The sequence below is a fragment of the Dietzia sp. 179-F 9C3 NHS genome (assembly GCF_045369825.1).
Lineage (GTDB): Bacteria > Actinomycetota > Actinomycetes > Mycobacteriales > Mycobacteriaceae > Dietzia.
Map to the genome: position 1 here is coordinate 72,271 of NZ_JBIQES010000007.1, position 25,635 is coordinate 97,905.

Sequence of the window (25,635 nt, forward strand, 5' to 3'; positions counted from 1 at the left end):
GGGCATGCTCGTGCGCCCCACCTTACGGAAAAGCCCGCGGTCACCCGCAGGTCGGTGGCTCCCCGCCGCCCGTCGCCGCCTCCAGCGCGTCGAGTGCTCCCTCCAGGGTGGACACCTCGATGAGCCGGATGCCGTCCGGCGCTCCCTGGACGGCCTCGGCACAGTTGGCGGCGGGTACCAGGAACTCGGTGGCCCCCTCGGACCGCGCGGCCCGGATCTTGTGCCGGATCCCGCCGATCGGCCCCACCTCGCCGTCGGCGGTGATGGTGCCGGAGCCGGCCACCGACGCGCCCCCGGTCTCGTCCCCCGGCGAGAGCTTGTCGATGATCGCGATCGCGAGCACCAGCCCGGCCGACGGGCCGCCGACCTTGGGGTCGATGGAGATCTCCACGTCCGTGCCGTCGGCGGGGGTGTCGCCCACGAGGACGCCGAGTCGGCCCTTGTCGGGGTCGGACCCGTCCTCGGACGGCTGCAGCGTCACCGTCGCCGTCTCCTCCCGGCCGTTGCGGGTGTAGCCCACACGCAGCTCCTCCCCCGGGCCGTACGCGCCCACCCGCTCGACCACCGCCTCGGCGTCCGCCACGCGCTCACCGTCCACCGTGCGCAGGATGTCCCCGGACCGCAGGTGCCCGTCGGCCGCCCCGCCGGGCAGCACGTCCTCGACGCGCGCGTGCATGGGGATCCCCAGGTGGCGGTAGGCGGCGGCCTCGGCGGAGTTCTCCGACCCCACCATCTCGGCGGTGTTGGCCTCCTCGACCTCCTCCTCGGTGCGGTCCGGGGGGAAAACCTGGTCGCGCGGCACGACCACCTGCGCCTCGTCCATCCAGAAGCGCATCGCGTCGACCAGCGTGAGGCGGTCCCGGACGGCCACGGTGGTCATCCGTAGGCTGCCCGTGGTCTCGTCGGCCTCGCGTCCGGTGACGCGGATGACCGGCACGGTCTCGGCCTCACCGTGGCGCTCCACCTCGACCTCGCCGAGCGTGTCGTACGTGGGGCCCGGGCCCATCGCCACGAGGGGCACCGTGGCGGAGGTCGCGAGGACGAGCAGGAGGACAGCCGGGACCAGCGCGGCGAGCAGGGTGGACAGGCGACGGGTCACGGGGACGAGGGTAGTCGGAGCCCGGCCGGGCGGGCACCGCCGCCCGGGGCCGGCGACACGCGCGGCCTGTACCGTTGTGGCATGAACCAGCCCTTCGGATTCTCCGCCTCCGACGACGACGGGCGGGACGACCGGCGCGACGACGACACCGGCGGCCCGGGGGGCCCCTTCGGCCCCGGCGGCCCCTTCGGGCCCGGCGGCCCGTTCGGCTCCGGCGGTCCCGGCAGCTTCGACCCGTCCCAGCTCGGCCAGATGCTCTCCCAGTTCGGCCAGATGCTCGGCTCGATGGGCTCGGCAATGACCGGCCCCGGCAGCTCGGGGCCCGTCAACTACCAGCTCGCCCGCACCGTCGCGCTGCAGAAGCTCGGCCGCACCCCGGTCGTCACCGACGGCGCCCGCACCGCCGCCGAGGAGGCGGTCCGGCTCGCCGAGCTGTGGCTGGACGACACCACCCAGTTCCCCTCCGGGGTCCACCGCACCGAGGCGTGGACGCCCCAGCAGTGGGTCGAGAACTCCCTGCCCACCTGGGAGAAGGTCTGTACCCCGGTGGCCGAGCAGATGAACTCGGCCACACGCGGCGCCATGCCCGAGGAGGCCCGGCGCATGGTGGGCCCGCTGCTCGGCATGCTCGACCAGATGGGCGGCATGAGCTTCGGCATGCAGCTCGGCCAGGGCCTCGGCGAGCTGGCCACCGCGGTACTGTTCGCCTCCGAGGTGGGCATCCCGTTCGCCGACGACGGGGTGGCCGCCGTGTGCCCGGTGGCGATCGACGCGTTCGCCGACGAGCTCGAGATCCCGCGCCAGGAGGTCACCGTGTTCCTCGCCGCGCGCGAGGCCGCCCACCTCCGACTCTTCGCCGGCGCCCCCTGGCTGCGGGCGCGGGTCCTGGCCACCATCGACGAGTACGCGCGCGGGATCCGGGTGGACACCTCGGGCCTCGACGAGTTCGCCTCCGGGCTCGACCCGTCCGCGCTGCAGGACCCGGGCAAGTTGCAGGAGCTGCTCTCGGGCGGCCTCGGCGACATCGGCCCCAAGGTCACCAACGTCAACGAGGCCGCGCTCGGCCGCCTGGAGACCCTCCTCGCGCTGGTCGAGGGCTGGGTCGACGCGTGCGTGTCCGCCGCGATCGCGGACCGGCTGCCCAGCGCGGAGCGCCTCCGCGAGACCTGGCTGCGCCGGCGCGCCGCCGGCGGTGCCGCCGAGCAGGCGTTCTCCACCCTCGTCGGCCTCGAGCTGCGCCCCCGCAAGGCCCGCGAGGCCGCCGAACTGTGGCGCCGCGTCGGCGAGGCCGTGGGAACCGATCGCCGCGACGGCCTGTGGAGTCACCCCGACCTGCTACCGGTGGCGGACGACCTGGAGAACCCCGCCGCCGTGATCGACCGGCTCCTCGACGAGTCGACCGGCGAGGAATCCGGCGTCGACGAGATCGAACAGTTCCTCCGCGAGGCCGGGGGCCCGGACACCGGGGGCGACGCCGGCGGTCCGGGCGACGGCGACGACGACACCGCCGGTTGAGCCCGGCCGGCGGTCAGCCGCCGCCGGCCCCGACGGCGTCCTCGTCGTCGTCCCGCACCAGGTCCCCCGGTCCCTCGCCGGGCCCCCCGTCCCCGCCCCGACCACCGGAGCGCAGGACCCGCGCGTAGGCCTCGAGGTAGCCCATCGCCCGCTCGGTCCGCGGGAAGCGGCGGACCAGCTCCCAGAACTCCGGCGGATGGCCGCCCGGGACCACCAGGTGGGCGAGCTCGTGGACGAGGACGTAGTCCAGGACGTACGCGGGGACGTCGCGGAGCGTCTCGCTGATCCGGATCTCGCGGGAGTCCGGTGAGCACGACGCCCAGCGGGTGCGCATGGGATCCACCCAGCGCACGGTCGCCGGGCGGGGCCCGCCCTCCATCCAGCTCGCCGACAGTGCGGTGGCCCGCCTCATGAGTTCGGCGTCCGAGGACCGGTTCCCGGCCCTACGGCCGGATCGTCGGAGCCGGGCGAGCATGTCCGATACGAGCCGCCGCTCCTCGGCGCGCCCCAGGCCGGCGGGCATGAGGACCACCACGCCGTCCCCCTCACGGCGCGCCGACACGGTACGCGTGCGGCGCCGGGACCGGCGGATCTCGATTCGCGGGTCGTCCGGGTCGGTGGGGAGCTCGTCGACGACGGCACCGGGCTCGTCGGCGGCGGGACGTTTCGGGGACGGCACCCGGCCACAGTAGAGGACACCGGCGGCCGGACGCGCGGTGTCCACAGGCCGGCGGCGGGCCGGTCGGCCTGTGGAGAACCGTCGGGAGGAGCCCCCTGCCGCCACCCGCCGCGTGCCACGATGTGCCCGTGACCACAGCCACCGCCCCGGACACCGCGCCGGGCCCGTCCCCGGACCCCGGGGCGGCCCGCGTCGCACTGCGCCCCGGCACCGTCGTGGTGGTCCGTGACGAGGGCTCCGTCCAGGTCGGGCTCGCGCCGGACCGGGCCGTCGTGGTCGGCGCCCCACCCGAGTGCGGGCCCCGGCGGCTCGCGGCCCTTCTCACCGCCCTCGACGGCGGGGCGCCGGTCGGCGACGCCGCCACCCGGGCGGGGATCCCCACCGCGGAACTGCCCGCCGTGGCCCGGATCCTCGTGCACCTGGCCGAACTCGGCCACGTCCGGATCGCCACCACCGCACTCGCCGGCACCGGCCCCACCGCGCCCCACGCCCCCGCGCCCGAACCCGCGGCGCCGTGCCCCGACCGGCCCGGGCCCGTCCGACGCGTCCACCTGCTCGGGACGGGGCAGGTCAGCCAGGTGCTCCGGGGGCCGCTCGCGGTCAACGGGTGCCGGGTGACCACAGGCCCGAGCCCGGGCCTGACCCTCGACCCCGACCGCCCGCCGTGGCGCCGCCACGGATTGGTGCCCGACCTGGTCATCATCACCGACACCGTGGCCGTCGACCCGGTGATCACCACCGCGCTCGCCCGCGCCGGGCAGCCGCACCTGCACGTCCACTGCCGCGACGGCCGCGTGGTGGTGGGGCCCACCGTCCTCCCGGGGCAGACCGCCTGTCTGCGCTGCACGGACCTCTACCGCGCCGACCGGGACCCGCACTGGCCGCTCGTCGCCGCCCAGCTCCTCGGGCACACTCCCGGCGCCGACGTGCCGGCCCTCACCGCGGCGGCCGCGCTCGTGGTGGCCGAGGTCGACGCCACGCGCGACCCCGCACTGCCGTTGCAGACGCTCGGCGCCAGCGTGGAGATCAACCCCGCCGAAGGCCTGTGGCGCCGCCGCGAATGGCCCGCCCACCAGCGGTGTCCGTGCGGAGCGACGACACCGGGGGGTGTTCTGTCATGATTGGGGTCGTGTCCGACCTCCCTCGTTCGTCCTCCCGCCGAGCGGCTCGGCTCGCCGGGCTCCCGCTGGGTATCGCCGGGCGCGCCGCCGGGTCGCTGGGCAGGCGCGCCCTGGGCCGCGGCGGCGGAGACATCGGCGAAGAGCTCATGGACCAGGCCGCCGAGCAGGTCTTCGCGGTCCTCGGCGAGCTCAAGGGCGGCGCCATGAAGGTGGGCCAGGCGCTCAGCGTCTTCGAGGCCGGCATGCCGGACAAGTACGCGGAGCCGTTCCGCGAGGCGCTCACCAAGCTCCAGGCCGAGGCGCCACCGATGGCGCCCGCGGAGGTCGAGCGAGTCCTCGACGCCCAGCTCGGCACCCGGTGGCGCGAGCGCTTCGCCGAGTTCGACGGCACGGCAACCGCCGCCGCCTCGATCGGGCAGGTGCACCGCGCCGTGTGGTCGGACGGCCGCGAGGTCGCCGTCAAGGTCCAGTACCCGGGCGCCGACGAGGCGCTCCGCTCGGACCTGCGGCAGCTGCGACGCCTCGGCCCCCTGCTGCGCCCGCTCAACCCCGGCACCGACGTCAAGGCCGTGATCGACGAGCTGTACGAGAGCTGCGTGGCCGAGCTCGACTACCGCACCGAGGCCGACACGCAGCGGGTCTTCTCGGCCGCGTTCCGCGACGATCCGCTCATCGGGGTTCCCGCCGTTCTCGCCTCCTCCCCCAAGGTGCTCGTCACCGAGTGGGCCGAGGGGCGGACGCTGGGCCGGATCTCCGCCGACGGCACCGTGGAGGAACGCAACCGGGCCGGCGAGCTGCTCGCCGAGTTCCAGTTCTCCTCCCCCACCCGCGCCCGGATGATGCACGGCGACCCGCACCCGGGGAACTTCCTCCTGGCGCCGGACGACCGGCTCGTCGTCCTGGACTTCGGCGCGGCGCTGCCCCTGCCCGACGGCTTTCCGCAGATCCTCACCTCGATGATGCGGCTCGCGCTGGCGGACGAGGCCGAGCAGCTCCTCGAGCTCATGGACCGGGCGGGCTACGTGGGCCGCGGCGGCATGGACCCGGCCGACGCCATGGCCTTCCTCGACCCGTTCATCGAGCCGATGCGCGAGCCCGAGTTCCACTTCGACCGCGCCTGGATGCAGGGGATCGTTCAGGTCTACGGCGACATCTCGGGACGCGAGTTCCGCACCTCGCGCTCGTTCACCCTGCCGCGCGAGTACGTGCTCATCCACCGCGTGCTGTCGGCATCAGTGGGGATGCTGTGCCAGCTCGAGGCGACGGCTCCCTACCGGGAGGTCGTGCAACGCTGGATGCCGGCGATCTTCGCCGACGAGGCCTGAGCGCCTGCCGCGAGCCCGTCCGGGCCCGGCCTCAACCCCCGCGGACGATCCTCAGGACGTCGTCGCCGTACTCGCCGAGCTTGTGCGCGCCGATCCCGCCGATCCGGCCCAGCGACCGGGTGTCGGTGGGCCGCTCGCGCGCGATCTGCGCGAGCGTGTCGTTGGTGAACACCGTGTAGGCGGGCTTGGCGATCCGATCGGCGGTCTCCCGACGCCACTCCCGCAGCCGCTCGAACAACCCGGTGTCCACCTCGACCGAGCAGTCCGGGCACAGGCCCAGCGCGCGGTGCATCGGCCCGGTGAGGCGCTCCCCGCATCCGCGGCACCGCCCCTTGTCCGGGGCGTCGGCGGAACGCCGGGGCGCCGGCGCGGCGGCGGGCCGGACGGGGTCGAGGAACCGGCTCGGGCGGCGGGTGGCCCGCCCTCCGGCGCGGCGGCTGCGGCTCCACGACACGGTGAGGTGCTCGCGCGCGCGGGTGATGCCCACGTAGAGCAGCCGGCGCTCCTCCTCCACGGCGTCCGTCCCGGCCGAGATCGCGTGGCTGATGGGGATGCCGCCCTCGTGGACCCCGATGAGGAAGACCGCGTCCCACTCCAGCCCCTTGGCCGCGTGGAACGACGCGAGCGTGACGCCGCGCTCGTCGGGCGCGTGCCGGGCGGCCGCACGGGCCCGCAGGCCCGCGACCACCGGCAGCAGGCCCGGCGTGGGTTCGACGGTGGCGATCTCCTCCGCCAGACCCACGAGCGCGGTGAGCGAGGACCACGTCTCACGTGCCTGGGTGCCCGACGGCTCGGCGGTCGTGAGCCCCAACGGTTCGAGAGCCTCGCGGATCACGCGGACGACGTCCGTCGGGTCGGTGAGCTCGGCGTTCCGGGCGGCCGCAGCCTCGTCGGAGCCGTCGACGAGCCGGTCGATCGCCGTCATGGCCCGCCGCACGGCCGGCCGCTCGAAGAACCCCTCGCCGCCTCGGAGCCGGTACCCGATCCCCACCTCGTCGAGCGCCGCCTCGATGCGCTCGGACTGGGCGTTGACCCGGTACAGGACCGCGATCTCCGCCGGGTCGAACCCGCCGTGCACGAGGTCCGCGATCGCACCGGCCACGGCCGCCGCCTCGGCGTCCTCGTCCGCGTGCTCGGCGAGCACCGGCTCGGGCCCCGGCGGCCGCATGCCACGCAGGGTGAGCCCGGCGGTACGGAATCGGCCCGAGGCCGCGCCGATCACCGCGTTGGCCAGGTCCACCACCTGCGGGGTCGAGCGGTAGTCCGACTCCAGCCGGACCACGGTCGCCTCCGGGAACCGCTCGGGGAAGCGCAGGAGGTGGTCCGGCTCGGCGCCGGCGAAGGTGTAGATGGTCTGGTTGACGTCGCCCACCGCCGTGAGGTCGTCCCGCCGCCCCAGCCACGCGTCCAGCAGCCGCTGCTGGGCGGGGGTGACGTCCTGGAACTCGTCCACCACGAAGCACCGGTACCGGTCCCGGAACTCCTCCGCGACCGCCGGGACATCCTCGACGAGCTCGGCCATGTGCCCCAGCAGGTCGTCGAAATCCAGGAGCCGGACCGGTCCGGAGACCTTGAGGTCCTCGTACGCGCGGAAGGCGCGCGCGACCTCGGGCGCGGGGACCGGGGTGGCGCGGGACAGGGCGACGGCCCGCTCCGCGTACGTGTCCGGCGTGAGCAGGCTGGACTTGGCCCAGCCGATCTCGGTGAGCACGTCGCGGATCGTCTCCGTGGTGGGGTCCAGGCCCACGCGCCGGACCGCCTGGGCGACGGCGCGGAACTGCCCGTCGAGCAGCTGCCACGGCTCCTCGCCGTAGACCCGCGGCCAGAAATAGGAAAGGTTGCGCAGCGCTGCCGCGTGGAACGTGCGGGCCTGCACGGGCCCGGTCCCGGCCTCGGCGATCCCCAGCGCCGCCAGGCGCATGCGCAACTCGCCGGCCGCGCGGGAGGTGAACGTGACGGCGAGGACCTGGTCGCCCCGCACGTGCCCCGCGGAGACGAGGTGCGCGATCCGGCGGGTGATGGTCCGGGTCTTGCCGGTCCCGGCGCCTGCGAGGATGCAGACGGGGCCGCGCGGCGCCAGCACGGCGCGGCGCTGCTGGGGGTCGAGCCCCTCGAGCACCGCCTCGGTCTGTCCTCCCCTGTCCGTCACGCCCCCATCGTGGCATCCGGGTCGGACAGTGGCCCCGCGGGCCTCCCCCGGGAAGAATCCCGGCGGCCCCGGCGTTGGACACCCGTATGAGCGAAGAGACGACCAGCGCCGCCCCGTCCGGCGACCTCACCCTCTACACCACCTCGTGGTGCCCCTTCTGCCGCCGCCTCACGGCGCAGCTCGACGACCGCGGCATCGGGTACACGGAGATCGACGTGGACGCCGACGCCGAGGCCGCCGCGTTCGTCGAGAGCGTCAACGGCGGCGACCGCGTGGTCCCCACCGTCCTCTACTCCGACGGCACCACCGCGACCAACCCGTTCGCCACGCAGGTCCGGGACAAGCTCGCCGAGCTCGCCGGGGCCTGACCACCCGCGGTCGCTCAGAGACGCCAGTCGGTGCTCATCGCGTCGTCGGCGTCCACCGCCGTCACCCACGACCGGAGCATGCCGTGCGCGATGGACACCGGACCGGGCACCCGCAGATCGCCCTCTCCGCGTAACGCGGCGCGGACCTCCTCCACGTCGAGCCACCGGGCGTCGCTGATCTCCTCGTCCTCGAGGATCACCGGCGCGTCCGGGTCGCCGATCGCGTGGAAGCCCACCATGAGCGAGCGCGGGAACGGCCACGGCTGGCTCCCCAGGTAGCGGACGTGGTCCACGATCACGCCGACCTCCTCGGCCACCTCGCGCCGCACGCAGCCCTCGAGAGACTCGCCGGCCTCGACGAAGCCCGCGACGAGGGAGAACATCCGCTCGGGCCAGTTCGGCTGGCGCGCCAGGAGGACCCGCCGCCAGCCGTCGTGGACCAGACAGATGACGGCCGGGTCTGTCCGCGGGTACTCGAGGTCGCCGTGGAACGGGTCCGCCCCCGCCCAGCCCGCGTGCTCGCGGCGCGGATGGTGCTCCGGCGCACGGGCCCGGACCGTCTCCCGGTGCCAGCCCACGAGTGCGACGGCCTCGGCCGCCAGCGACGCGTCGCCCTCCGCGAGATCCGCGCCGCACGCCCGCAGGTCCAGCACGTCCGCATCGTCGACCAGCTCCTCCACCATCAGCGCCCAGAGGTGCCGGCCGTCACCGGCGCGGCCGAGGAAGACCGCGTGGTGGAGCGGCTCCTCGGCGAGGTCGAAGGCCGGCTCGAACTGGATGCGCCGCCGCCCGTCGGGTGCCACCGAGGTGGCGAACCGGCCGCGGGGGTCGATCCGCACGACGAGCGCGGAGACCCACCCCTCGACGAGTGCGGCCCGGTCCTGCCGTAGTGCCGCGGCGCGGTCCGGTGCCGACCGGGACAGCAGCGGTTCCGAGTCGAGGCTGAAGTCCAACGGCATCGAGGAGGCCTCCCGGGCGGGTAGGGACGACGGGTGACGTGGATCATGGTCCAGCCTACCGTCGTCCCGCCACCGGTCCGGCGGGCTCGTCCTAGCCACTGACCATCTTGATGTAGAGCAGCCGGTCCCCCGCCTCCAGTGCGTCCGCCTCGGGCTCGTTGACCTTGATGAGCTGGCCCTTGCGGACCACCCCCAGCACGAGTTCCGCGAGGTGGCGCGGCGAACCCCCGACCTCGGACTCCTCGACCCGCCGCTCGGCAATGGAGAAGCCCTCGTCCGGCGTGAGCAGGTCCTCCATCATCCCCACGACGGTCGGGGTGATGGTGGCCAGCCCGAGGAGGCGGCCCGCGGTCTCGGCGGAGACCACCACCGAGTCCGCCCCGGACTGCTTGAGCAGGTGGGTGTTGTCCGACTCGCGGACCGTGGCGACGATCTTGGCGTTGGGGGCGAGTTCGCGCGCGGTGAGCGTGACGAGCACCGAGGTGTCGTCGGAGTTGGTCGCCACCACGACCGACCGGGCGCGGGTCACACCGGCCAGCTTGAGCACGTCGGAGCGGGTGGCGGAACCCTGGACCGTGACGAGGCCGCGGGTCGAGGCCGACTTGAGGGCCTGGGGGTCGGTGTCGACGACGACGATGTCGCCGGGGTCGATCTCGTCGGCGAGCATCGCGGCGACCGCCGACCGACCCTTGGTGCCGTAGCCGACGACGACGGTGTGGTTGCGCACAACGCTCCTCCAACGCTGGATTTTGAATGCCTGACGGGACTGCTCGGTGAGCACGGACAGGGTCGTGCCGACGAGCAGGATGAGGAACACCACGCGCAGCGGCGTGATGACGAGGGTGTTGAGGATCCGCGCCTGCTGGGTGTACGGGGTGATGTCCCCGTAGCCGGTGGTCGAGAGCGACACGGTGGCGTAATAGACGGCGTCGACCATCGTCAGCGTGCCGTCGGGTCCGCCGCCCCCCGTGTAGCCGCCGCGGTCCAGGTAGACGACGAGCGCGGCCAGGACCAGGGCGCCGACGGCCATGAGCACGCGCTTGCCGATGAGCCACCACGGGCTCTCGGTGTCCTCGGGGATGCTCACCACGCCCACGAGGACGTGGTCGGGGCTCTTGTCGAGCGAGTCGTCGTCCCGGAACCGGGACACGAGGCGCCGCCTGTTCGTCACGCGCACCATCGTCGCCTATCCGGGTCCGCCGGACAACAACCCACCCCGGTCTCCGTCGCCCGGGGCGCCGCCGCCCGAGAGGACGAGCTGGAGGGCCTGGGCGTCCGGCAGGTCGGCAGGTTCCACGGTACGCCCGGAACGGACGTAGTGGAACGCGGCCCGCACCCGGTCGACCGGGACGGTCCGCCCCTCCCGCGCGGAGACGACGCGCGCCCACGCGTACCGGTATACGGCGAGCTGCAGCGCGACCGCCGGCATCTCCGTGCGCGTGGGCACCCGCCCGGTCTTCCAGTCCACGACGATCCAGCCGTCGCCGTCGGCGAAGACCGCGTCCATCCGGCCGCGCAGGAGGTGGTCGCCGAGCCCGACCTCGAACGGCACCTCGACGGCCTCCGGGGTGAGCCGCGCCCAGCGGGAGGACTCGAAGGCCTCCTGCAGGGCGGTGAGGTCGGCTTCGGACAGCCCGTCGTCGGCCCCCTGGTCGCCGGCGCCGGGAAGGTCGTCGATGTCGAGCAGGTGGGTGGCGCCGAAGCGGTGCTCGAGCCAGGCGTGGAAGCGGGTGCCGCGGCGGGCGAAGCGGTCGGGCCGGAACGGGACGGGCCGGCGCAGGCGGTCGGCGAACGCTTCGGGGTCCGAGGCCAGGGCCACCACGTCGCCGGCGGTGACGCGGCGGGGCAGTGTGATCTCCGCGTGCCGCTCGGCGGCCCGCCGGGCGTCTGCCAGGAGTGCGGCCGCGGCGAAGTGCCGGCGGCGGGCCGGACCGGGCGGCGGGGCCTGGTCGTTCTCGGGGTCGATCGGCCGAGCGGCCGCCACCGCCGCCGCGGCGGCCCGGCGGTCCGGCGCCGCCGGGACCGGCCACGTCGCCTCCACCTCCGGTTCCGCGGCCGGGTCGGCGGGCGGTGGGTCCGCCCGGTGCTCGACGACGCCGACTGGGGTCTCGCCCTCGCAGGCCTCGAGGGCCTCGGCGAGGAAGGTGGACGGGCCGCGGAGGGTGGCGCCCGTGCCGTGCCGGTGCGACGCCGAGAGCAGCAGCGTCTCCTCGGCCCGGGTCACCGCCACGTAGAACAGGCGGCGGTCCTCGTCCGTGGAGCGTCCCCGCACCCGGTCGATGTGCTTCTTCAGGGCCTCCTCGAGGAGCCTGCGGTCGCCGATCCCGTCGAGCCGGGGCACCGGTACGCCGCCCGGGTTCTCCACTGACTCGGCGTCGCCGCGCAGGTCCTCCGGCAGTTGCGTGGGGGTGCGCACGGCGGTCTCGGGCGCACGGTCGGAGGGGAAGATCCCCGCCGAGACGTGCGGCACGGCGACGATCTCCCATTCGAGTCCCTTGGCAGCGTGCACGGTGAGGATCTGCACCCGCCCCGGTGTCGCGGCGACCTCGCCGCGTGCCAGCCCGCCCTCGACGGTGCGGGCGAGCTCGAGGTGCGCCAGGAAGGCGTCGAGCCCCGACCCGGCTCCCCCGCCGAAGCCCGCGGCCACCGCCTGCAGCTCGTCGAGCTGCTCGCGGCCCTCCCCGCCGTCCACGCGTTCGCGCAGGCGCACCTCGGCGTCCAGGCCGAGCGCCTGCTCGGCGGCCGCGACGAGCCGTGCGGGCGGTGCCGAGGCCCGGGCCCGCAGGCCCGCGACCACCCGAGCGAGCCCGACGATCCGGGCGTGGCCGGCCTCGCTGTACCGGTCGGCCGGGCCGGGGTCGGCGAGCGCGTCCGCGAGTCCGGCGGCGTCGGTCTCCTCACCGGCGACCAGGGCATCGAGAATCTCCTCGAGGCCGGCGACATCGGTCACGGCCCCGGGCACCGCCGGCGCCCGGCGCAGGGAGAGCGTCCCGGCCCGGCGCGCGAGCGCGGCGAGGTCGGCCGCGCCCAGCCGGAACCGTGGGCCGGTGAGCAGCCGCAGCAGCGCCGGACCCGCGGCGGGGCGGGCCACCACGGTGAGCAGCGCCACGACGTCCGCGACCTCGGGGACGTCGAGCAGCCCGCCCACCCCGACGACCTCGACGGGCAGATCCCGCGCGCGCAGCACCTCTGCGAGCGGCCCGGCGTCGCCGTTGCGTCGCACGAGCACCGCGGCTGTGGGGACGCGGCCGGCGTCCACGGCGGCGCGGTACCGCTCGGCGAGCGCGTCGGCGAGCCAGTCCCGCTCGTCGTCCGCGGTGGCGTGGACGGCCATCCGGACGTCGCCCGCCCCGGCCCCCGGCCGGGCGTCCAGGGCGGGTACCGGGATCGATCCCGGGCGGCTCCGCAGCGGCTCGGTGAGCCGGTTGGCCAGCGCGAGGATCTCGGCTGGATTGCGCCACGAGGTGGTGAGCTCCCGCAGGTGTGCCTCGCCGCCGTCGGCGCGGGGGAAGTCCGTACGGAACAGGTCGAGGTTGGAGGCCGAGGCCCCTCTCCAGCCGTAGATGGACTGCATCGGGTCGCCGACGGCCGTCACGGCGGGCACCGGGCCCGCGTCCGGTCCTCCGCCGAACAGCGAGGACAGCAGGACGCGCTGGGAGTGGCCGGTGTCCTGGTACTCGTCCAGGAGGACCACGCGGAAGGCCCGCCGTTCCGTGGCCGCGACCTCCGGGTGGTCGCGGGCGACGGTGGCGGCCAGTGCCATCTGCGACGCGTGGTCGACGGCCCCCTCCCGGCGCATCCGCGCGGCCACCGCGTCGACGAGGTCGGCGAATTCGGCCCGGTGCCCCTGCGCGGTGGCGCAGGCCTCGAGCCAGGCCGTCGGCGCCGCCCGCTGACCGGGGCCGCCGGGCAGCGTGGCCACGAGTGTCGAGACGAGGTCCGGGTGGGCCCGCAGGTCATCGGTGGTGACGAGGTGCTCGGACAATTGCCCGGCCAGCGCCAGGACGTCGCGCGTCACACGGGCCGCGGACGAGCCGGTGGTCAGCGGCGACTCCCACGTCGAGACGACGTCGTAGGCGAGCCGGAACCCCTCGGTCGGCGAGAGCAGGCGGGAATCGGGCTCGACCGGGACCAGTAGTCCGTAGGAGCCCAGGAGGGTGCCTGCGTAGGCGTGGTAGGTGGAGATCTGCGGGTCCTCGGTGCGGATCGCCTCGGCGACGGCCGGGTCGGCGTCAGGACCGGTGCACAGCGGGCTGCGCCCGAGGGCGTCCAGTCGCCGCCGGATCCTCCTCGACAACTGTTGAGCGGCCTTGCGGGTGAAGGTCAGGCCGAGGATCTCCGACGGCCGGGCGTGCCCGTTGGCGACCAGCCACACGACCCGGGCGGCCATCGTCTCGGTCTTGCCCGCACCCGCGCCGGCGAGCACGAGGGTGGGCTCGGCGGGACCGGCCACGACCTCGGCCTGCTCCGCAGTCGGGCGGAAGACCCCGAGGGCGTCGGCGATGGCGTCGGGCCCGATCGACGGCCGTGCGTGATCAGTCGGCGTCACGAGGTCACCTGCCGTCCCTCGGGGCGGGCCGGGCAGCTGGACCGCACCGGGCAGTGCGAGCACCAGGGACCCACGCGTGCGCGGTAGCCGGGTCCGAGCGTCGCGTGCCCGGCCTCGCGCACCCGCAGGGCCAGATCGTCCGCAGCAGCGGGGGTGAGCGGGTCCTGGTGGCGCTCGACCGCGGGGCGGCCCGCCCGGCCGCCAACGTAGAGGAGCAGCCCCCCTCCGGGCGGGCGGCCGGACGCGGCCTCGACGGCGCCCTCGGCGACGGCGAGCTGGTAGAGGGCGAGCTGGGGGTGGACCGCGGCATCGGCCTTGCGGGCCGGCGTCGCGGAGGTCTTGACGTCTACCGCGAGCACCTCCCCCGCCTCCGTGGCCTCGAGCCGGTCGATCCGCCCCCGGACCCGGACGCCGCCGGCCAGGTCGCAGGAAAACGCCTCCTCGACCCCGGCCGTGGTGAACACGTCGCGGGTGGCGCTGCGCCACGCACGGAACGTCTCGGCCATCGCGACGAGGTCGTCGGCGCCGCGGCGCGCGAACCACCCGCGGGCCCCGGTGAGCGCCTCCGCGCGACGCTCGACCGCGGCGCGCAGCGCGTCGGGCCCGACCCCGCCCTCGACGGCCTGTGCCAGGGCGTGGACCGCCGACCCGCGGCGCATCGGCGCTGCGGCCCCTGGGTCGCCGGCGCCGGCCGACGCCTTCTCCAGGAACCACCGCAGGGGGCACTCCTCGAGGGTGCCGAAGCCCGAGGGCGAGAGCACCGCGTTCGGCTCGTCCTCCGCGGTGGGGAACGGCGGCGCGTCGGTGGAGACGCCCTCGGCCCCGTACCAGGTCGCCGGGTCGGCGGCCGCCACCCCGGCGTCGCGCAGCCCCGCGAGCAGGCCGGCGGCGTGCGCCGCATCGTCCGGGTCCCCGGCCGGGTCGAGCACCGCGGCGCGCAGGTCCACGGCGAGGTGGGCGAGCGAGAACACGGTCGGGGTGGGCGGAGGCGTGGCCGGGGGCGGGGGCCGGCGGCGGACCGTGCCCAGGTCCACGATCTCGTCGACGAAGCGCGAGGCCGCCACGTCGCCCTCCTCCGGCGACTCGACCGCGGTGACGAGCAGGTGGGTGCGCGCCCGCGAGCACGCGACGTAGAACAGACGCCGCTCCTCGGCGGCCCGGGACGCGGCCGACGAGGCCGCGCGCTCCGCCTCCGGCGGCGTGGGTCCGACGCGGGCGACCTCGGTGAGGTCCACCAGCTCGTCGACGCCGAGCAGACCCGAGCGTCGCCGCGGGGCCGGCCACCACCCGTCCTGCACTCCGCACACGGCCACCGCGCGCCACTGGCGGCCGACGGCGGCGTGCGCGGAGAGCACGCTCACCGCTCCCCCGCGGACGCGGGTGTCCGCGCGGCGTGGCGCGGGCAGGTCCTCCCCCGCCACCATGTCGCAGAACAGCGCGACCGAGCCGCCGGGGACACCGTCCACGTAGTCCGCCGCGTGCGCGAACAGCTCCACCACCGCGTCGAGCGAGCGGTCCGCCGAGCGCGACCACGCGTCCGCGGCGAGTGCCTGTCGGACGAGCCGTCGCTCGAGACGCGAGGCGGACCACGCCGCCCACAGCACCTCCTCGACGGTCCCGGCCTCGTCGATCGCGCGGCGCACGGCGTCCCGCGCGTGCCGGACCCGCGTCACCGGCGCCAACTCCACGGCGGTGAGGCCGGTGGCGTCCGCGCTCTCCGCCGTCACCAGGTCACGGAGCGTCTCGGCGCTGGGCCGGGACCCGCCGTGGCCGGACCGACGCAGTCCCCGGCGCAGGCGCCGCATGGCCACCGGGTCCGCCCGCCCGATCGGCCCGGAGAGTAGGGCTAACACCGCGGTGGGGTCAGCGTGCGGGCCCCGCTCGGCGCCGGGCAGCGCCGAGCGGACCAGCGCGAGGAGCGCCGCGACCACCGGGTCGTGGGCCGGGGGCAGCTGGGCGCCGGCATCCACCACCGGCACGCCCGCGGCGTCGAGCGCGGGCAGGAGCGCCTCGGTCATCCGCGGTAGCGAGCGCGTGATCACGGCCATCTCGCCGTAGGCGATCCCGTCGAGGACGTGGCGCCGGCGCAGGAAGTCCGCGACGAGGGCCGCCTCCGCGGCCGCCGACCGCGCGACCGTCACCTCCACCGATCCGGGGTCGCGCCCCGCGTCATCCGGGGCCGTCGCGCCGGCCGGCCCGGGCTCGGCCGGGCGGTGGCGGGCGAGCCCCGGCAGGCGGGCGGCCACCCGGGCGGCGACCGCCGCGACCGCCGGCGCCATCCGGTGACCGGCGAGCAGGTCAACGGACCGCCCGCCCTGCTCGAGCACGGCGCGGGCCAGCCCCCCGTCGGCACCCCGGAAACGGTAGACCGACTGGTCGCCGTCCTCGGCTACGAGCAGCACCTCGGCGCCGCCGCCCACCGCGGCCACGAACTCGGAGGCGAGCGGGTCGAGGTGGTGGGCGTCGTCCACCGCGACGAGCCTGCGCGCGCGGAAACACCCGCGCAAGTCCGGGTCGGCGGTGAGCGCGTCGAGGGCCGCCCCCACGAGGTCGGCCGCGTTGAGCGCCTCCGGGACGTCGGACTCCCCGCCGCGCAGCCCGGACCGCAGCGCCATCTGCTCCTCGTGCCGGCGCAGGAAACCCGCCGCGGCGACCCACGCGGGCCGGTCGGCGGTGCGGCCGAGCCGGGCCAGCTCGCGGGGCCCGATGCCCCGCTCGAGGGCCCGCAGGAGCAGATCGCGGAGCTCGCGGGCGAAGCCGACGGTCGACAGCGCGGGCCGGAGCCGCTCGGGCCAGTCCGGGGCGCCGTCCGCGACCTCGCCGAGAAGCGTCTCGCGGATGAGCGCGTCGTGCTCGGCCCCGGTCCGCAGGCGCGGGGGCGGGGCCTCCGCGCGGGCGGCGGCGAGCCGCACCACCGCGTAGGCCAGCGAGTGCACCGTCCGGACCGGGGCGTCCGTCCCCACCACGAGGTCGGCGTCCAGGCCGCGCGTCACCCGGTCCATGAGGTCGGCGGCGGACGCCGGGGAAGCGGTCAGTACGAGCACCCCGTCCAGGCCCACGCCTCCGCGCACCGCCGCGCGGACCGCGTCCGCGACGAGCGTGGTCTTGCCGGTGCCCGGCCCGCCGCGCACCACCCACCGGTCCCCCGGCCCCGGCTCCCGCCAGTCGCGGCGCAGGAGCCCGTCGAGCTCCGGCGGCCAGGCGGGGCCGCGCGGGTCGGTGGGGGGCGGGGTCTCGGTCACGGATCGATGAGACCACACGCCTCGGACACCGCCCGCACACACCGGCGGGCGGGCCGGGTCAGCGCAGGGTGTCCTCGAGCATCCGCGGTCGGCATGCGACCCGCGAGACCACGGTCATCACTGCCAGCACGCCCAGGAGGAAGGCGAGCCCGGCCCCGAGGCCGACGCGGGAGAACAGGGCGCCGAACACGATCGGCCCCAGGCTCGCCACCGTGTAGCCGACGCCCTGCGAGAACCCGGAGAGCGCGGCGGAGCCCGCCGCGGTGCGGGTCCGGAGGTTGATGAGCGTGAGGCACAGCGGGAAGGTGCTGGGTCCCACGCCCACGAGCACAATCCAGATCCAGGGCGCGGCGCCGGGCGCCCAGAGCAGGCCGGCGAAGCCGGCCAGGTAGCACGCCACGGAGACCACGACGACGACGTAGGGGTCGTCGACGCGTCCCGCGATCCACGGCACGACGAGCGCGGCGATCAACCCGATCGCCGAGAACACGGCCAGCGCGATGCCGCCCTCCGCGCGGGACATGCCGATCGACTCGGCGACGGCCGGCATCCAGGTGAAGAACGCGTACGTGCACAGCGAGTTGGTACCGAAGAACAGGGCGAGCGCGAGCCCGACCGGCGAGCGCCACGGCCGGATCCGCGTCCCCGCGCCCGCGGCGGGCCCGCCGACGACCGGCGAGCCGTGGCGGGCGATCTCGATCGCCCAGGGCACCACCGCGACGAGCGCGAGCGCCGCCCACCAGCCGATCGACATCCGCCACCCCGCGGCGTCGGCCACCGGCACCGCGAGGAGCGCGGGGACGACGGTCCCGACCTGGAGTCCGGTGATGTACAGCGTGCTCACCGCGGACACGTGCCGCGGGAAGTACTTCTTGACCAGCGGGGGCGCCACGACGTTGCCGATGCCCATGCCGGCCAGCGCGACGAGCGAGCCCACGCCCATCGCCCACGGGTCGTCGGCCAGCGCGCGGACGACCTGCCCGCCCGCGGCCGCCACCATGGCCCCGACGGTGACCGTCTCGAGGCCGGCGCGGCGCAGCAGGACCGGGGTGAGGACGCCCCACAGCGCGAACATCGCCGTGGGGACCATGCCGAGCAGCCCCATGCCGGTGGCGCCGAGGCCGATCTCGGCGTCGATCTCCCCGAGGAGCGGGCTGATCGAGGTGACCGCGGTGCGGAGGTTGAGTGAGACCAGCACCACGCCCACCAGGGCGAGGAGCGGGAAGGCCAGGGCGCCCCGGTCGCGGTCGGGGCGGGCGGGACGCGGGCTCATCCCCCGGTGCCGCCCACGAACTCCTCGACGGCGCGGGCCATGACCTGCAGGCCATCGACGGCGGCCGGGCACGATCCGGGGTGCAGGGCGTGCACGGCGAGCCGGAAGATCGCCGCCCGGATGACCATCTGCGGCCAGTCGTCCAGGTGGCGCCAGCGGTCGAGGACGCCGACGTCGGCCGTGCCCCACGAGAGATGGTCCACGGCGACGACGGCCGCGGACCACGCGGCCGGACGGGCGTAGGGGACGATGTCGGTGAGCGCCGGCTCGGTGGTGTCGTCGAAGAGCAGGCCCTGGGCGAGGTCCCCGTGGACCACTCCGACGCCGACGGCGGGCGGGGCGGCCGGGCGGCGCAGCCGGACCAGGCCGCGCGCCCCGAGCAGCGCCGCGGCCCGGTGGGTGGCGAACGGGGTCCCCCGATCCTCCATGCCGGGCGAGAGGTCGTGCTCCGGGTCGCCGTCCCACGCCGCCGCCTCGGCGCAGGCGAAGAGGTCGATCTCGGCCCACGGACGCACCGACGGGCGGCGGACGATCCGCGGGCGCTCGACGTCGGCGAGCGCGGCGTTGATCCGTGCGGACCAGGCGATGGTCTCGTCGGCGCGCGCCTCGGGCCGACCCGGGACCGCGCGGTCGGCCCGCCAGCCGCTCACGACGTGCCGACCGTCGCGGGAGCGCACCGGGGTGGCCACCCGCAGACCGGGCACGTCCAGCTCCTCGCGGACGCGCGCGGACCAGTTGGCGAGGGCGGTGTCGGCCACCGAGCGGAGCACGACCCCGGGAACACCCGCGCCCGCGTCGGCGAGCCAGCCGGTGCCGGACCCGGCGACCACGGGCACGACCGCCGCGTCCCCGACGCCGAACGCGCCGAGGACGTGCTCCGGAACCGCCACCTCGTTCACGCCGACCACCGTACCCGCCCCGTCCGTCAGTACCCGGGCAGGGACGGGTCGACGTCCCGGGTCCACGCGTCGATCCCGCCCTCGAGCGACCGCACCCCGGCCAGGCCCGCGGCGGTGAGCGTCGCGGCGGCCCGTGCCGAGCGCACCCCGGACTTGCAGTACACGACGAGCGGTCCCGCGGCGGCCGCTCGGCCCAGCACCCCGGTGGGGTCGGCCGCGTCCTCGGCCACCGCGTCCAGCGGGACCCACACCGACGGCTCGATCGCGGCGATCGCCCGCTCCCCCGCGCCGCGGACGTCGACGAGGACGGGCGGGACCGCGCCGCCCAGCTCGGCGGCGAGATCCGCGGCGCCGACCGTCGGGACCCCGGCCGCCGCGTCGTCGGGTACCTCGCAGCCGGCGTCGCCGGAGTCCTCGGGGAGCGCGGTGACGGGCTCGCGGGACGGGTCGGGGCGGATCGTCACGGTCCGCTGGGTGGACTCGAGCAGGTCCATGAGCACGAGCCGACCGAGCAGAGGCCGACCCGCGCCGGTGACGAGCTTGACCGCCTCCATCGCCATCATCGACCCGACCGTCCCGGGCAGGGCGCCCACGACCCCGGCCTCGGCGCAGCTCGGCACGGAGCCGGGCGGCGGCGGGGCCGGGTAGAGGTCGCGGAGTGTGACCCCCTCGGCCGGCGCGGGCGGGCGCGACCAGAAGACGGCGAGCTGGGCGCGGAACCTGTCGATCGTCCCCCAGACCACCGGGATCCCGGCGATCTCGCACGCGTCCGAGACGAGGTAGCGGGTGGCGAAGTTGTCGCTGCCGTCCAGCACGAGGTCGTGGCCCTCGAGGAGCTCGCCGACGGTCAGCGCGTCCAGCCGCGCGCGAACCGCGTCGACGCGGACTCCGGGGGCGAGCTCGGCGAGCCGGTCGCGGGCCGACTCCACCTTGGGCCGCCCGATCGCGGGCACCGAGTGGATCACCTGCCGGTGGAGATTGCCCAGGTCGACGTCGTCGTCGTCGACCACGGTGATGCGCCCGACCCCCGCGGCGGCGAGATACAGCAGGATCGGCGCCCCCAGGCCGCCGGCGCCCACGACGAACACCGACGCGGCGCGCAGGCGGCGCTGCCCCTCCTCGCCGATCGCGCCGAGCAGGAGGTGCCGGGAGTACCGCTCCCGGTCCTCGGCGGTGAGCTCGGGCCCCGGGTCCACCAGCGGCGGCAGCGCCCCGCCCGGGCCGGCGGCGGTCACCCGTCCCCCCGCGGGCCCTCGGGGAACGGCCAGGCGTTGTACCGACACGTGTCGTCGTTGTCCGGGACGACCCCCTCCGGGTCGAGCCGGAAGATGTCCGCGTTGGTCACGCCGAAGGTCTGCTGCATCATAATCGGCGCGAGCGCGCCGTCGGCCGGGCACGGCTCGTGCATCGGGTGCCCGATCGCGTGGCCCACCTCGTGGTTGACGAGGTACTGGCGGTACGAGCCGATGTCGCCCTGGAAGGACCGGGCGCCCCGGACCCAGCGGGCGAGGTTGAGGTAGACCCGCCCGGTGGAGGAGTTGAAGCAGCTCGCCTCCACCTCGATGTCGTAGCCGCAGTTCTCCCGGACGGTCATCGGACTCGCCAGGGAGACGCGGAACGCCACGTCCTCGCCCTCCACCCGCTGGAAGGCCACGGCCCCGTCGCCCGTCCAGCTCATGGGGTTGGCGAGCGTGGCGTCGACCATGCGGGCCACGGCGTCGTCACCGCCGAACTCCACCGTGTCGACACCCTCCTCCACCTCGACCGTGTAGGTGAAGAACTCGGCGGAGGGCCGGCCGACGCGGTCCGTCGCACCGGGCACCACGCGGTACTCCCCCGTCCCCTCCTCGATGAACGGCGCCCCGTCGGGGAGCAGGCCCGAGGGCGGCGGCGGGATGCCGGGTCCGGGTCCGCCCACGACGACCGGCGTCTCCGTGCCCGCCGCGGACGCGGTGTCCGTCTCGGCCTCTCGGGGGTTCCACACGGAGTCGGCGATGACGAGCGCGGTGAGCACCACGAGGACCGGAATGGCGTACGCGCGCCAACCCCAGGTGGTGACGAACCGGCCCAGCGCCGTCTGCCGGCGTAGGTGGTCGCGGCCGCCCGGGACCGACCGCCGGCGACCGGGGCCGGACTCCTCGGGGTCCCAGGGGGCGCGGAGCGGCTCGGTGCGCGGCGGGTAGTACGGGGCCCGCTCGCGGCGCTCCCCCCACCCGGAGTCCCGAGGGGACGACGACGAGGTGCCGGACCGCGGCACGGGTGCGGACGCGGCCGTGGCGTCCCCACCACCCGGCATCCGCCGACGTCCGTCGCTCATCCGTACTCCTCCTGATCCCGTGCGATCGCGGCCTCCACGATCCCACATCGCGCGTGGCCACCTCTCTCGGCACTCCGTCGTGCGGGTAATGTCCGACCCGCCCGGGCGTCAGGCCATCAACACCGCCCGGGAGGACAGGAGTCACACATGCCGAGCCCGGACGGCCCGCTCGCCGCGGATCCCGCGCGCGCCAGGGCGACGCGGCTCCCCCGCGGCGCCCGGCGGCGCCAACTCCTCGACGCGGCCGGCGCCGTCTTCGTGGACCAGGGCTTCCACTCCTCCGGCATGGACGACATCGCGGTGGTCGCCGGGGTCTCCAAGCCCGTGCTCTACCAGCACTTCGACTCCAAGCGCGACCTCTATCTGGAGGTCCTGCGCCACCACGTGGACGTTCTGCTCGACCGCATCCGGGCCGCGCTGGACTCCACGTCGGACAACCGCCGCCGGGTGGAGGCGGCCGTCGACGCGTTCTTCGCCTACGCCGACACCGACACCCGGGGCTTCCGTCTGGTCTTCGCCTCCGAGGCCGCCGACGAGCAGGTGCGCCGCGAACTCGACCGCGCCACCGACGGCTGTATCGACGCGGTGCACGATCTGGTCCGCGGCGACTCCGGGCTCGACGTGCACCGCTCCCGGCTGCTCGCCGTGGGCGTGGTGGGCGCCAGCCGGGTGAGCGCCGGCCACTGGCTCGACGCCGGACGGCCGATCCCGCGGGCCGACGCCGTGTCCACGACCGTGGCCCTGTGCTGGGGCGGGCTGTCCAAGGTCCCGCGCCAGCCGGCGGGCCGGGACTAGGAGAGGAAGCCCACCTGGCGCGGCCGGGACTCGCCGATCTCCACGTAGGCGATCCGTGCGGTGGCCACGAGGTAGCGGCGGCCCTTCTCGTCGTCGAGCTCCAGGACGGCGCGCCCGTCCGCGGTGAGCGCGGACTCGACGCGCTGCTGGACCTCCTCCGGGCGCATCGCCGTCTTGAACACGAGTTCCCGGTTGCTGTCCGCGATACCGATCTTGACCTCCACGCGCATGCCCTCCTTCTCACCGGCGCGCCTCGCGCCGTCACCTGTCCTTGCGTCGGCCCCAGGCTAACCCGGCCCCCGCGGGACGCGTCGTCACGGGATAGGATGTGCACACGTCACCCCGGGGGACCGCACCGTCGGCCGGGCCGGGTCGGACGTGGAAGTGTGCGCGCACCCGCTCGCCGCGGCCGAGCAGTTCACGGCCCCGACCTCCGCGCGCGAGACGAGAAAGGCTCCACCCTGTCCACCACAGATGTCACCACGACCGAGATAGACGGCATGGCCACCACGACCGCCGTCGTCGATGCCCCGTCTTCCGCCTCCTCCCCGAGCTTCGCCGAGCTGGGCGTCCGGCCCGAGATCGTCACCGCGCTGGAAGAGCGCGGAATCACCCACACCTTCGCGATCCAGGAGCTCACGCTGCCGCTGGCCCTCGCGGGCTCGGACCTCATCGGCCAGGCCCGCACCGGCATGGGCAAGACCTACGGCTTCGGCGTGCCCCTGCTGCACCGCGTCTCGGCCGGTGAGGGCACCCGAGCGCTCGACGGCACGCCGCGCGCGCTCGTCATCGTCCCCACCCGCGAGCTGTGCCTCCAGGTCACACAGGACCTCAAGATCGCCGCGACCGGCCTGAGCGCCACCACCGACTCCGGCACGCGCCCGCTCAAGGTGCTCTCCATCTACGGCGGAACCCCGTACGAGCAGCAGATCGAGGCGCTGGAAAAGGGCGTCGACGTGGTGGTGGGCACCCCGGGCCGCCTGCTGGACCTGGCCAACCAGGCCAAGCTCGTGCTGGGCAAGGTCGAGGTGCTCGTGCTGGACGAGGCCGACGAGATGCTGGACCTGGGCTTTCTGCCCGACATCGAGCGGATCCTGCGCATGGTCCCCGAGCAGCGGCAGACCATGCTCTTCTCCGCCACGATGCCCGGGCCGATCATCACGCTCGCCCGCACGTTCCTCACCAAGCCCACGCACATCCGGGCCGAGGCCGCCGACTCCGGCGCCACGCACGAGAACACCACGCAGCACGTCTACCGGGCGCATTCTCTGGACAAGCCCGAGGTGGTGGCCCGGATCCTCCAGGCCGAGGGCCGTGGCTCCACGATGATCTTCACCCGCACCAAGCGGACGGCGCAGAAGCTCGCCGACGAGCTCGCCGACCGCGGGTTCCGGGTGGGCGCCATCCACGGCGACCTGGGCCAGGTGGCCCGCGAGAAGTCGCTCAAGGCGTTCCGGACCGGGGACGTCGACGTCCTGGTGGCCACCGACGTCGCCGCTCGCGGCATCGACGTCGACGACGTCACCCACGTCATCAACTACCAGTGTCCGGAGGACGAGAAGACCTACGTCCACCGCATCGGCCGCACCGGCCGCGCCGGGCGCACCGGCGTTGCGATCACGCTCGTGGACTGGGACGACGTCCCCCGCTGGGGCCTCATCGACAAGGCCCTGGGCCTGGGCTTCGGCGAGCCCGTCGAGACCTACTCCACCTCGCCGCACCTGCGCTCAGACCTCGGCATCCCCGAGGGCGCGGGCGGGCGCGTCGGCGCCGCGACCGGCACCGGGTCGGGTCGGCGGCCGTCCGACCGCGACGAGCGCGGCCCCCGGCGCTCGGGCGGCGAGGGCGGCTCGCGTCCGCGGCGGCGTCGCACCCGCGGCGGCGCAGCCACCGGCTCGAACAGCGACGGTTCGGGCAGTGGCGACTCGGGGTCCGGCGACGCCGAGCGCTCCGGCGGCTCCGGGCAGGCGGCGGGCGGCGACGGGTCGGCCCCGCGGCGCCGCCGTCGTCGGCGGCGAACCGGTTCCGGTCCGGCGCAGTCCGGGTCCACCGAGGGCTGACCGCCGGTGGCGCCACCGCCCGAACGCAGGACGTGGCGGGACCTCGTCGCCGCCGCCGTCATCACCCTGGCGCTGATCCTCACCGCCGCCGCGGTGCTGGCCACCGGCAGTGCCGCGCGCTCCGACCTCCGCGCCGCCGATGCGCCACAGCCCACCTACGGTCCGGCAGCCGGGATGCCCACGGCGCTCTCGCCGCTGTGGTCCCACCCCTCGGCGGGGTCGGGGGCCCCGCTCGTCACCACGGGCAACCTCGTCACGGTGCACGACGACACACTCGTCGGCCGCGATGCCGGCACGGGCGAGGAGCGCTGGAGCTACTCCCACGCCGGCACACCGTGCGCGGCGACCTTCTTCGCCGACCGCCTCGTGGCAGCTTTCCACGGGGCGGCGGGCTGCAGCGACGTCACCGCGATCGACCCCACCACGCAGACCTACCTGGCCACCCGCCAGAGCGCCTTCGCCGACACCATGGAGATGCGCTCCACATGGGCCCACGTGCTCGCAATGGGACCGGACCGGGTGGAGATCTGGCGTGACGACCTGGTACGCACCGTGGAGTACGGCGCCGTGGAGGCGCCCCAGGAGGCCGGCATGCAGCCGCGCTCCGGGTGCACGATTCTCGGCGGGGATCTCACGGACCTCCGCTTCGCCGTGGCCGAACGCTGCCCGGGCGAGGCCACGGTGCGCCTCACCGTCTCCGCCACGGTGCCCGCCGACAACCGGCAGCCGGAGGAGGTCGACTCGGCACCCACCGACGCCGACGGACTGTGGATCATCGACGTGACCGACACCGCCGTGCTCGCCGTGCGCGAGCGGGGCGCGGAGTGGACGGTCGAGCGGTACACCTCGCCCACCGAGCACACCCGCGTCCTCACCCTGCCGGGCGCGCCGACCCGGGCGCCGTCGGCGGACACCGTGGCCGGCGACGACGGGCAGGTCCGCTGGTTCGACGGTGCGGCAACCCATGCCTTCCGGGTGGGTTCCGGGGAGCACGCGTGGACCGCGGACGGGACCACCGGCCCCGGCCTCACCGGCGGCCACGACCCGACGTCCACGACCAGCACCAGAGGAGAGTGGGTGCTCGTGCCCACCGGCGACGGCTTCTCCGTCCTCGACCACGGGACGGGCGAACACCGCCACGACCCCGCCGCCGAAGGGCGGGACGGCGGCGACGACCGGGTGCCCGACGACGACGAGGTGGTCGGTCTCGCCCAGGTCGGCGACATCCTCTACGAACGCCGAGGCGGCGCTGTGTACGCCTACAAGATGATCGCGGACTGAGCCC

19 protein-coding genes are annotated in these 25,635 nt (G+C 75.5%); 7 read left to right on the forward strand and 12 right to left on the reverse strand.

Annotated features, from left to right (window positions below):
- Positions 1-40 precede the first annotated feature (40 nt).
- Positions 41-1,099, reverse strand: coding sequence for a PDZ domain-containing protein (locus ACH0BZ_RS10140; protein WP_406898138.1), 1,059 nt, complete (start codon positions 1,097-1,099; stop codon positions 41-43).
- 81 nt (positions 1,100-1,180) lie between these two features.
- Here ACH0BZ_RS10140 and ACH0BZ_RS10145 point away from each other — a divergent pair, with 81 nt between their 5' ends.
- Positions 1,181-2,614, forward strand: a complete 1,434-nt coding sequence (locus ACH0BZ_RS10145) for a zinc-dependent metalloprotease (RefSeq protein WP_406898139.1) — start codon at positions 1,181-1,183, stop codon at positions 2,612-2,614.
- Between the two features lie 13 nt (positions 2,615-2,627).
- Here the strand turns inward: ACH0BZ_RS10145 and ACH0BZ_RS10150 are convergent, their stop codons facing one another.
- Positions 2,628-3,293 carry a M48 family metallopeptidase gene (locus ACH0BZ_RS10150; RefSeq protein WP_406898140.1) on the reverse strand — a complete coding sequence of 222 codons (666 nt, stop codon included), beginning with the start codon at positions 3,291-3,293 and terminating at the stop codon, positions 2,628-2,630.
- A gap of 128 nt (positions 3,294-3,421) precedes the next feature.
- On the opposite strand from ACH0BZ_RS10150, the gene ACH0BZ_RS10155 reads away from it, so the two are divergent.
- Positions 3,422-4,414: a hypothetical protein gene (locus tag ACH0BZ_RS10155; RefSeq protein WP_406898141.1), complete on the forward strand. Its 993-nt coding sequence runs from the start codon at positions 3,422-3,424 to the stop codon at positions 4,412-4,414.
- An 8-nt stretch (positions 4,415-4,422) separates the two neighbouring features.
- On the forward strand, positions 4,423-5,739 hold the full coding sequence (locus ACH0BZ_RS10160) for an ABC1 kinase family protein (RefSeq protein WP_406898142.1): 1,317 nt from the start codon (positions 4,423-4,425) through the stop codon (positions 5,737-5,739).
- Positions 5,740-5,770: 31 nt separating this feature from the next.
- Here the strand turns inward: ACH0BZ_RS10160 and ACH0BZ_RS10165 are convergent, their stop codons facing one another.
- A complete protein-coding gene (locus ACH0BZ_RS10165) occupies positions 5,771-7,888 on the reverse strand; it encodes an ATP-dependent DNA helicase UvrD2 (protein WP_406898143.1) in 2,118 nt (705 codons plus the stop codon).
- 86 nt (positions 7,889-7,974) lie between these two features.
- Here ACH0BZ_RS10165 and ACH0BZ_RS10170 point away from each other — a divergent pair, with 86 nt between their 5' ends.
- Positions 7,975-8,256 carry a mycoredoxin gene (locus ACH0BZ_RS10170; RefSeq protein WP_406898145.1) on the forward strand — a complete coding sequence of 94 codons (282 nt, stop codon included), beginning with the start codon at positions 7,975-7,977 and terminating at the stop codon, positions 8,254-8,256.
- 14 nt (positions 8,257-8,270) lie between these two features.
- On the opposite strand, the gene nudC is transcribed toward ACH0BZ_RS10170, so the two are convergent.
- The 8 genes from nudC to ACH0BZ_RS10210 all read right to left on the reverse strand — a co-directional run bounded on the left by nudC (position 8,271) and on the right by ACH0BZ_RS10210 (position 21,495).
- Positions 8,271-9,215, reverse strand: coding sequence for an NAD(+) diphosphatase (nudC, locus tag ACH0BZ_RS10175; protein ID WP_406898147.1), 945 nt, complete (start codon positions 9,213-9,215; stop codon positions 8,271-8,273).
- A gap of 91 nt (positions 9,216-9,306) precedes the next feature.
- Positions 9,307-10,386 carry a potassium channel family protein gene (locus ACH0BZ_RS10180; RefSeq protein WP_406898148.1) on the reverse strand — a complete coding sequence of 360 codons (1,080 nt, stop codon included), beginning with the start codon at positions 10,384-10,386 and terminating at the stop codon, positions 9,307-9,309.
- Positions 10,387-10,401: 15 nt separating this feature from the next.
- Entirely contained in the window at positions 10,402-13,764 is a 3,363-nt protein-coding gene (locus ACH0BZ_RS10185) for an ATP-dependent DNA helicase (protein WP_406898149.1), read from the reverse strand.
- A complete protein-coding gene (locus ACH0BZ_RS10190) occupies positions 13,761-17,006 on the reverse strand; it encodes a PD-(D/E)XK nuclease family protein (protein ID WP_406898150.1) in 3,246 nt (1,081 codons plus the stop codon). The genes ACH0BZ_RS10185 and ACH0BZ_RS10190 overlap by 4 nt, the downstream gene beginning before the upstream one ends.
- Positions 17,007-17,064: 58 nt before the next feature.
- Complete coding sequence (locus ACH0BZ_RS10195) at positions 17,065-18,279, reverse strand: MFS transporter (protein ID WP_406898151.1); 1,215 nt, start codon at positions 18,277-18,279, stop codon at positions 17,065-17,067.
- Complete coding sequence (locus ACH0BZ_RS10200) at positions 18,276-19,178, reverse strand: TIGR02569 family protein (protein WP_406898152.1); 903 nt, start codon at positions 19,176-19,178, stop codon at positions 18,276-18,278. The genes ACH0BZ_RS10195 and ACH0BZ_RS10200 overlap by 4 nt, the downstream gene beginning before the upstream one ends.
- 26 nt (positions 19,179-19,204) lie before the next feature.
- Positions 19,205-20,446, reverse strand: a complete 1,242-nt coding sequence (locus ACH0BZ_RS10205; protein WP_406898309.1) for a ThiF family adenylyltransferase — start codon at positions 20,444-20,446, stop codon at positions 19,205-19,207.
- Positions 20,410-21,495 carry a DUF3152 domain-containing protein gene (locus ACH0BZ_RS10210; RefSeq protein WP_406898154.1) on the reverse strand — a complete coding sequence of 362 codons (1,086 nt, stop codon included), beginning with the start codon at positions 21,493-21,495 and terminating at the stop codon, positions 20,410-20,412. The genes ACH0BZ_RS10205 and ACH0BZ_RS10210 overlap by 37 nt, the downstream gene beginning before the upstream one ends.
- 147 nt (positions 21,496-21,642) lie before the next feature.
- Between ACH0BZ_RS10210 and ACH0BZ_RS10215 the strand changes: the two genes are divergently transcribed.
- Positions 21,643-22,290, forward strand: a complete 648-nt coding sequence (locus ACH0BZ_RS10215; RefSeq protein WP_406898156.1) for a TetR/AcrR family transcriptional regulator — start codon at positions 21,643-21,645, stop codon at positions 22,288-22,290.
- On the opposite strand, the gene ACH0BZ_RS10220 is transcribed toward ACH0BZ_RS10215, so the two are convergent.
- A complete protein-coding gene (locus tag ACH0BZ_RS10220; RefSeq protein WP_406898310.1) occupies positions 22,287-22,514 on the reverse strand; it encodes a DUF3107 domain-containing protein in 228 nt (75 codons plus the stop codon). The two genes, ACH0BZ_RS10215 and ACH0BZ_RS10220, sit on opposite strands and share 4 nt — an antisense overlap.
- 276 nt (positions 22,515-22,790) lie before the next feature.
- Here ACH0BZ_RS10220 and ACH0BZ_RS10225 point away from each other — a divergent pair, with 276 nt between their 5' ends.
- Positions 22,791-24,350 carry a DEAD/DEAH box helicase gene (locus tag ACH0BZ_RS10225; RefSeq protein WP_406898158.1) on the forward strand — a complete coding sequence of 520 codons (1,560 nt, stop codon included), beginning with the start codon at positions 22,791-22,793 and terminating at the stop codon, positions 24,348-24,350.
- 6 nt (positions 24,351-24,356) lie between these two features.
- On the forward strand, positions 24,357-25,631 hold the full coding sequence (locus tag ACH0BZ_RS10230) for a hypothetical protein (RefSeq protein ID WP_406898160.1): 1,275 nt from the start codon (positions 24,357-24,359) through the stop codon (positions 25,629-25,631).
- Positions 25,632-25,635 lie beyond the last annotated feature (4 nt).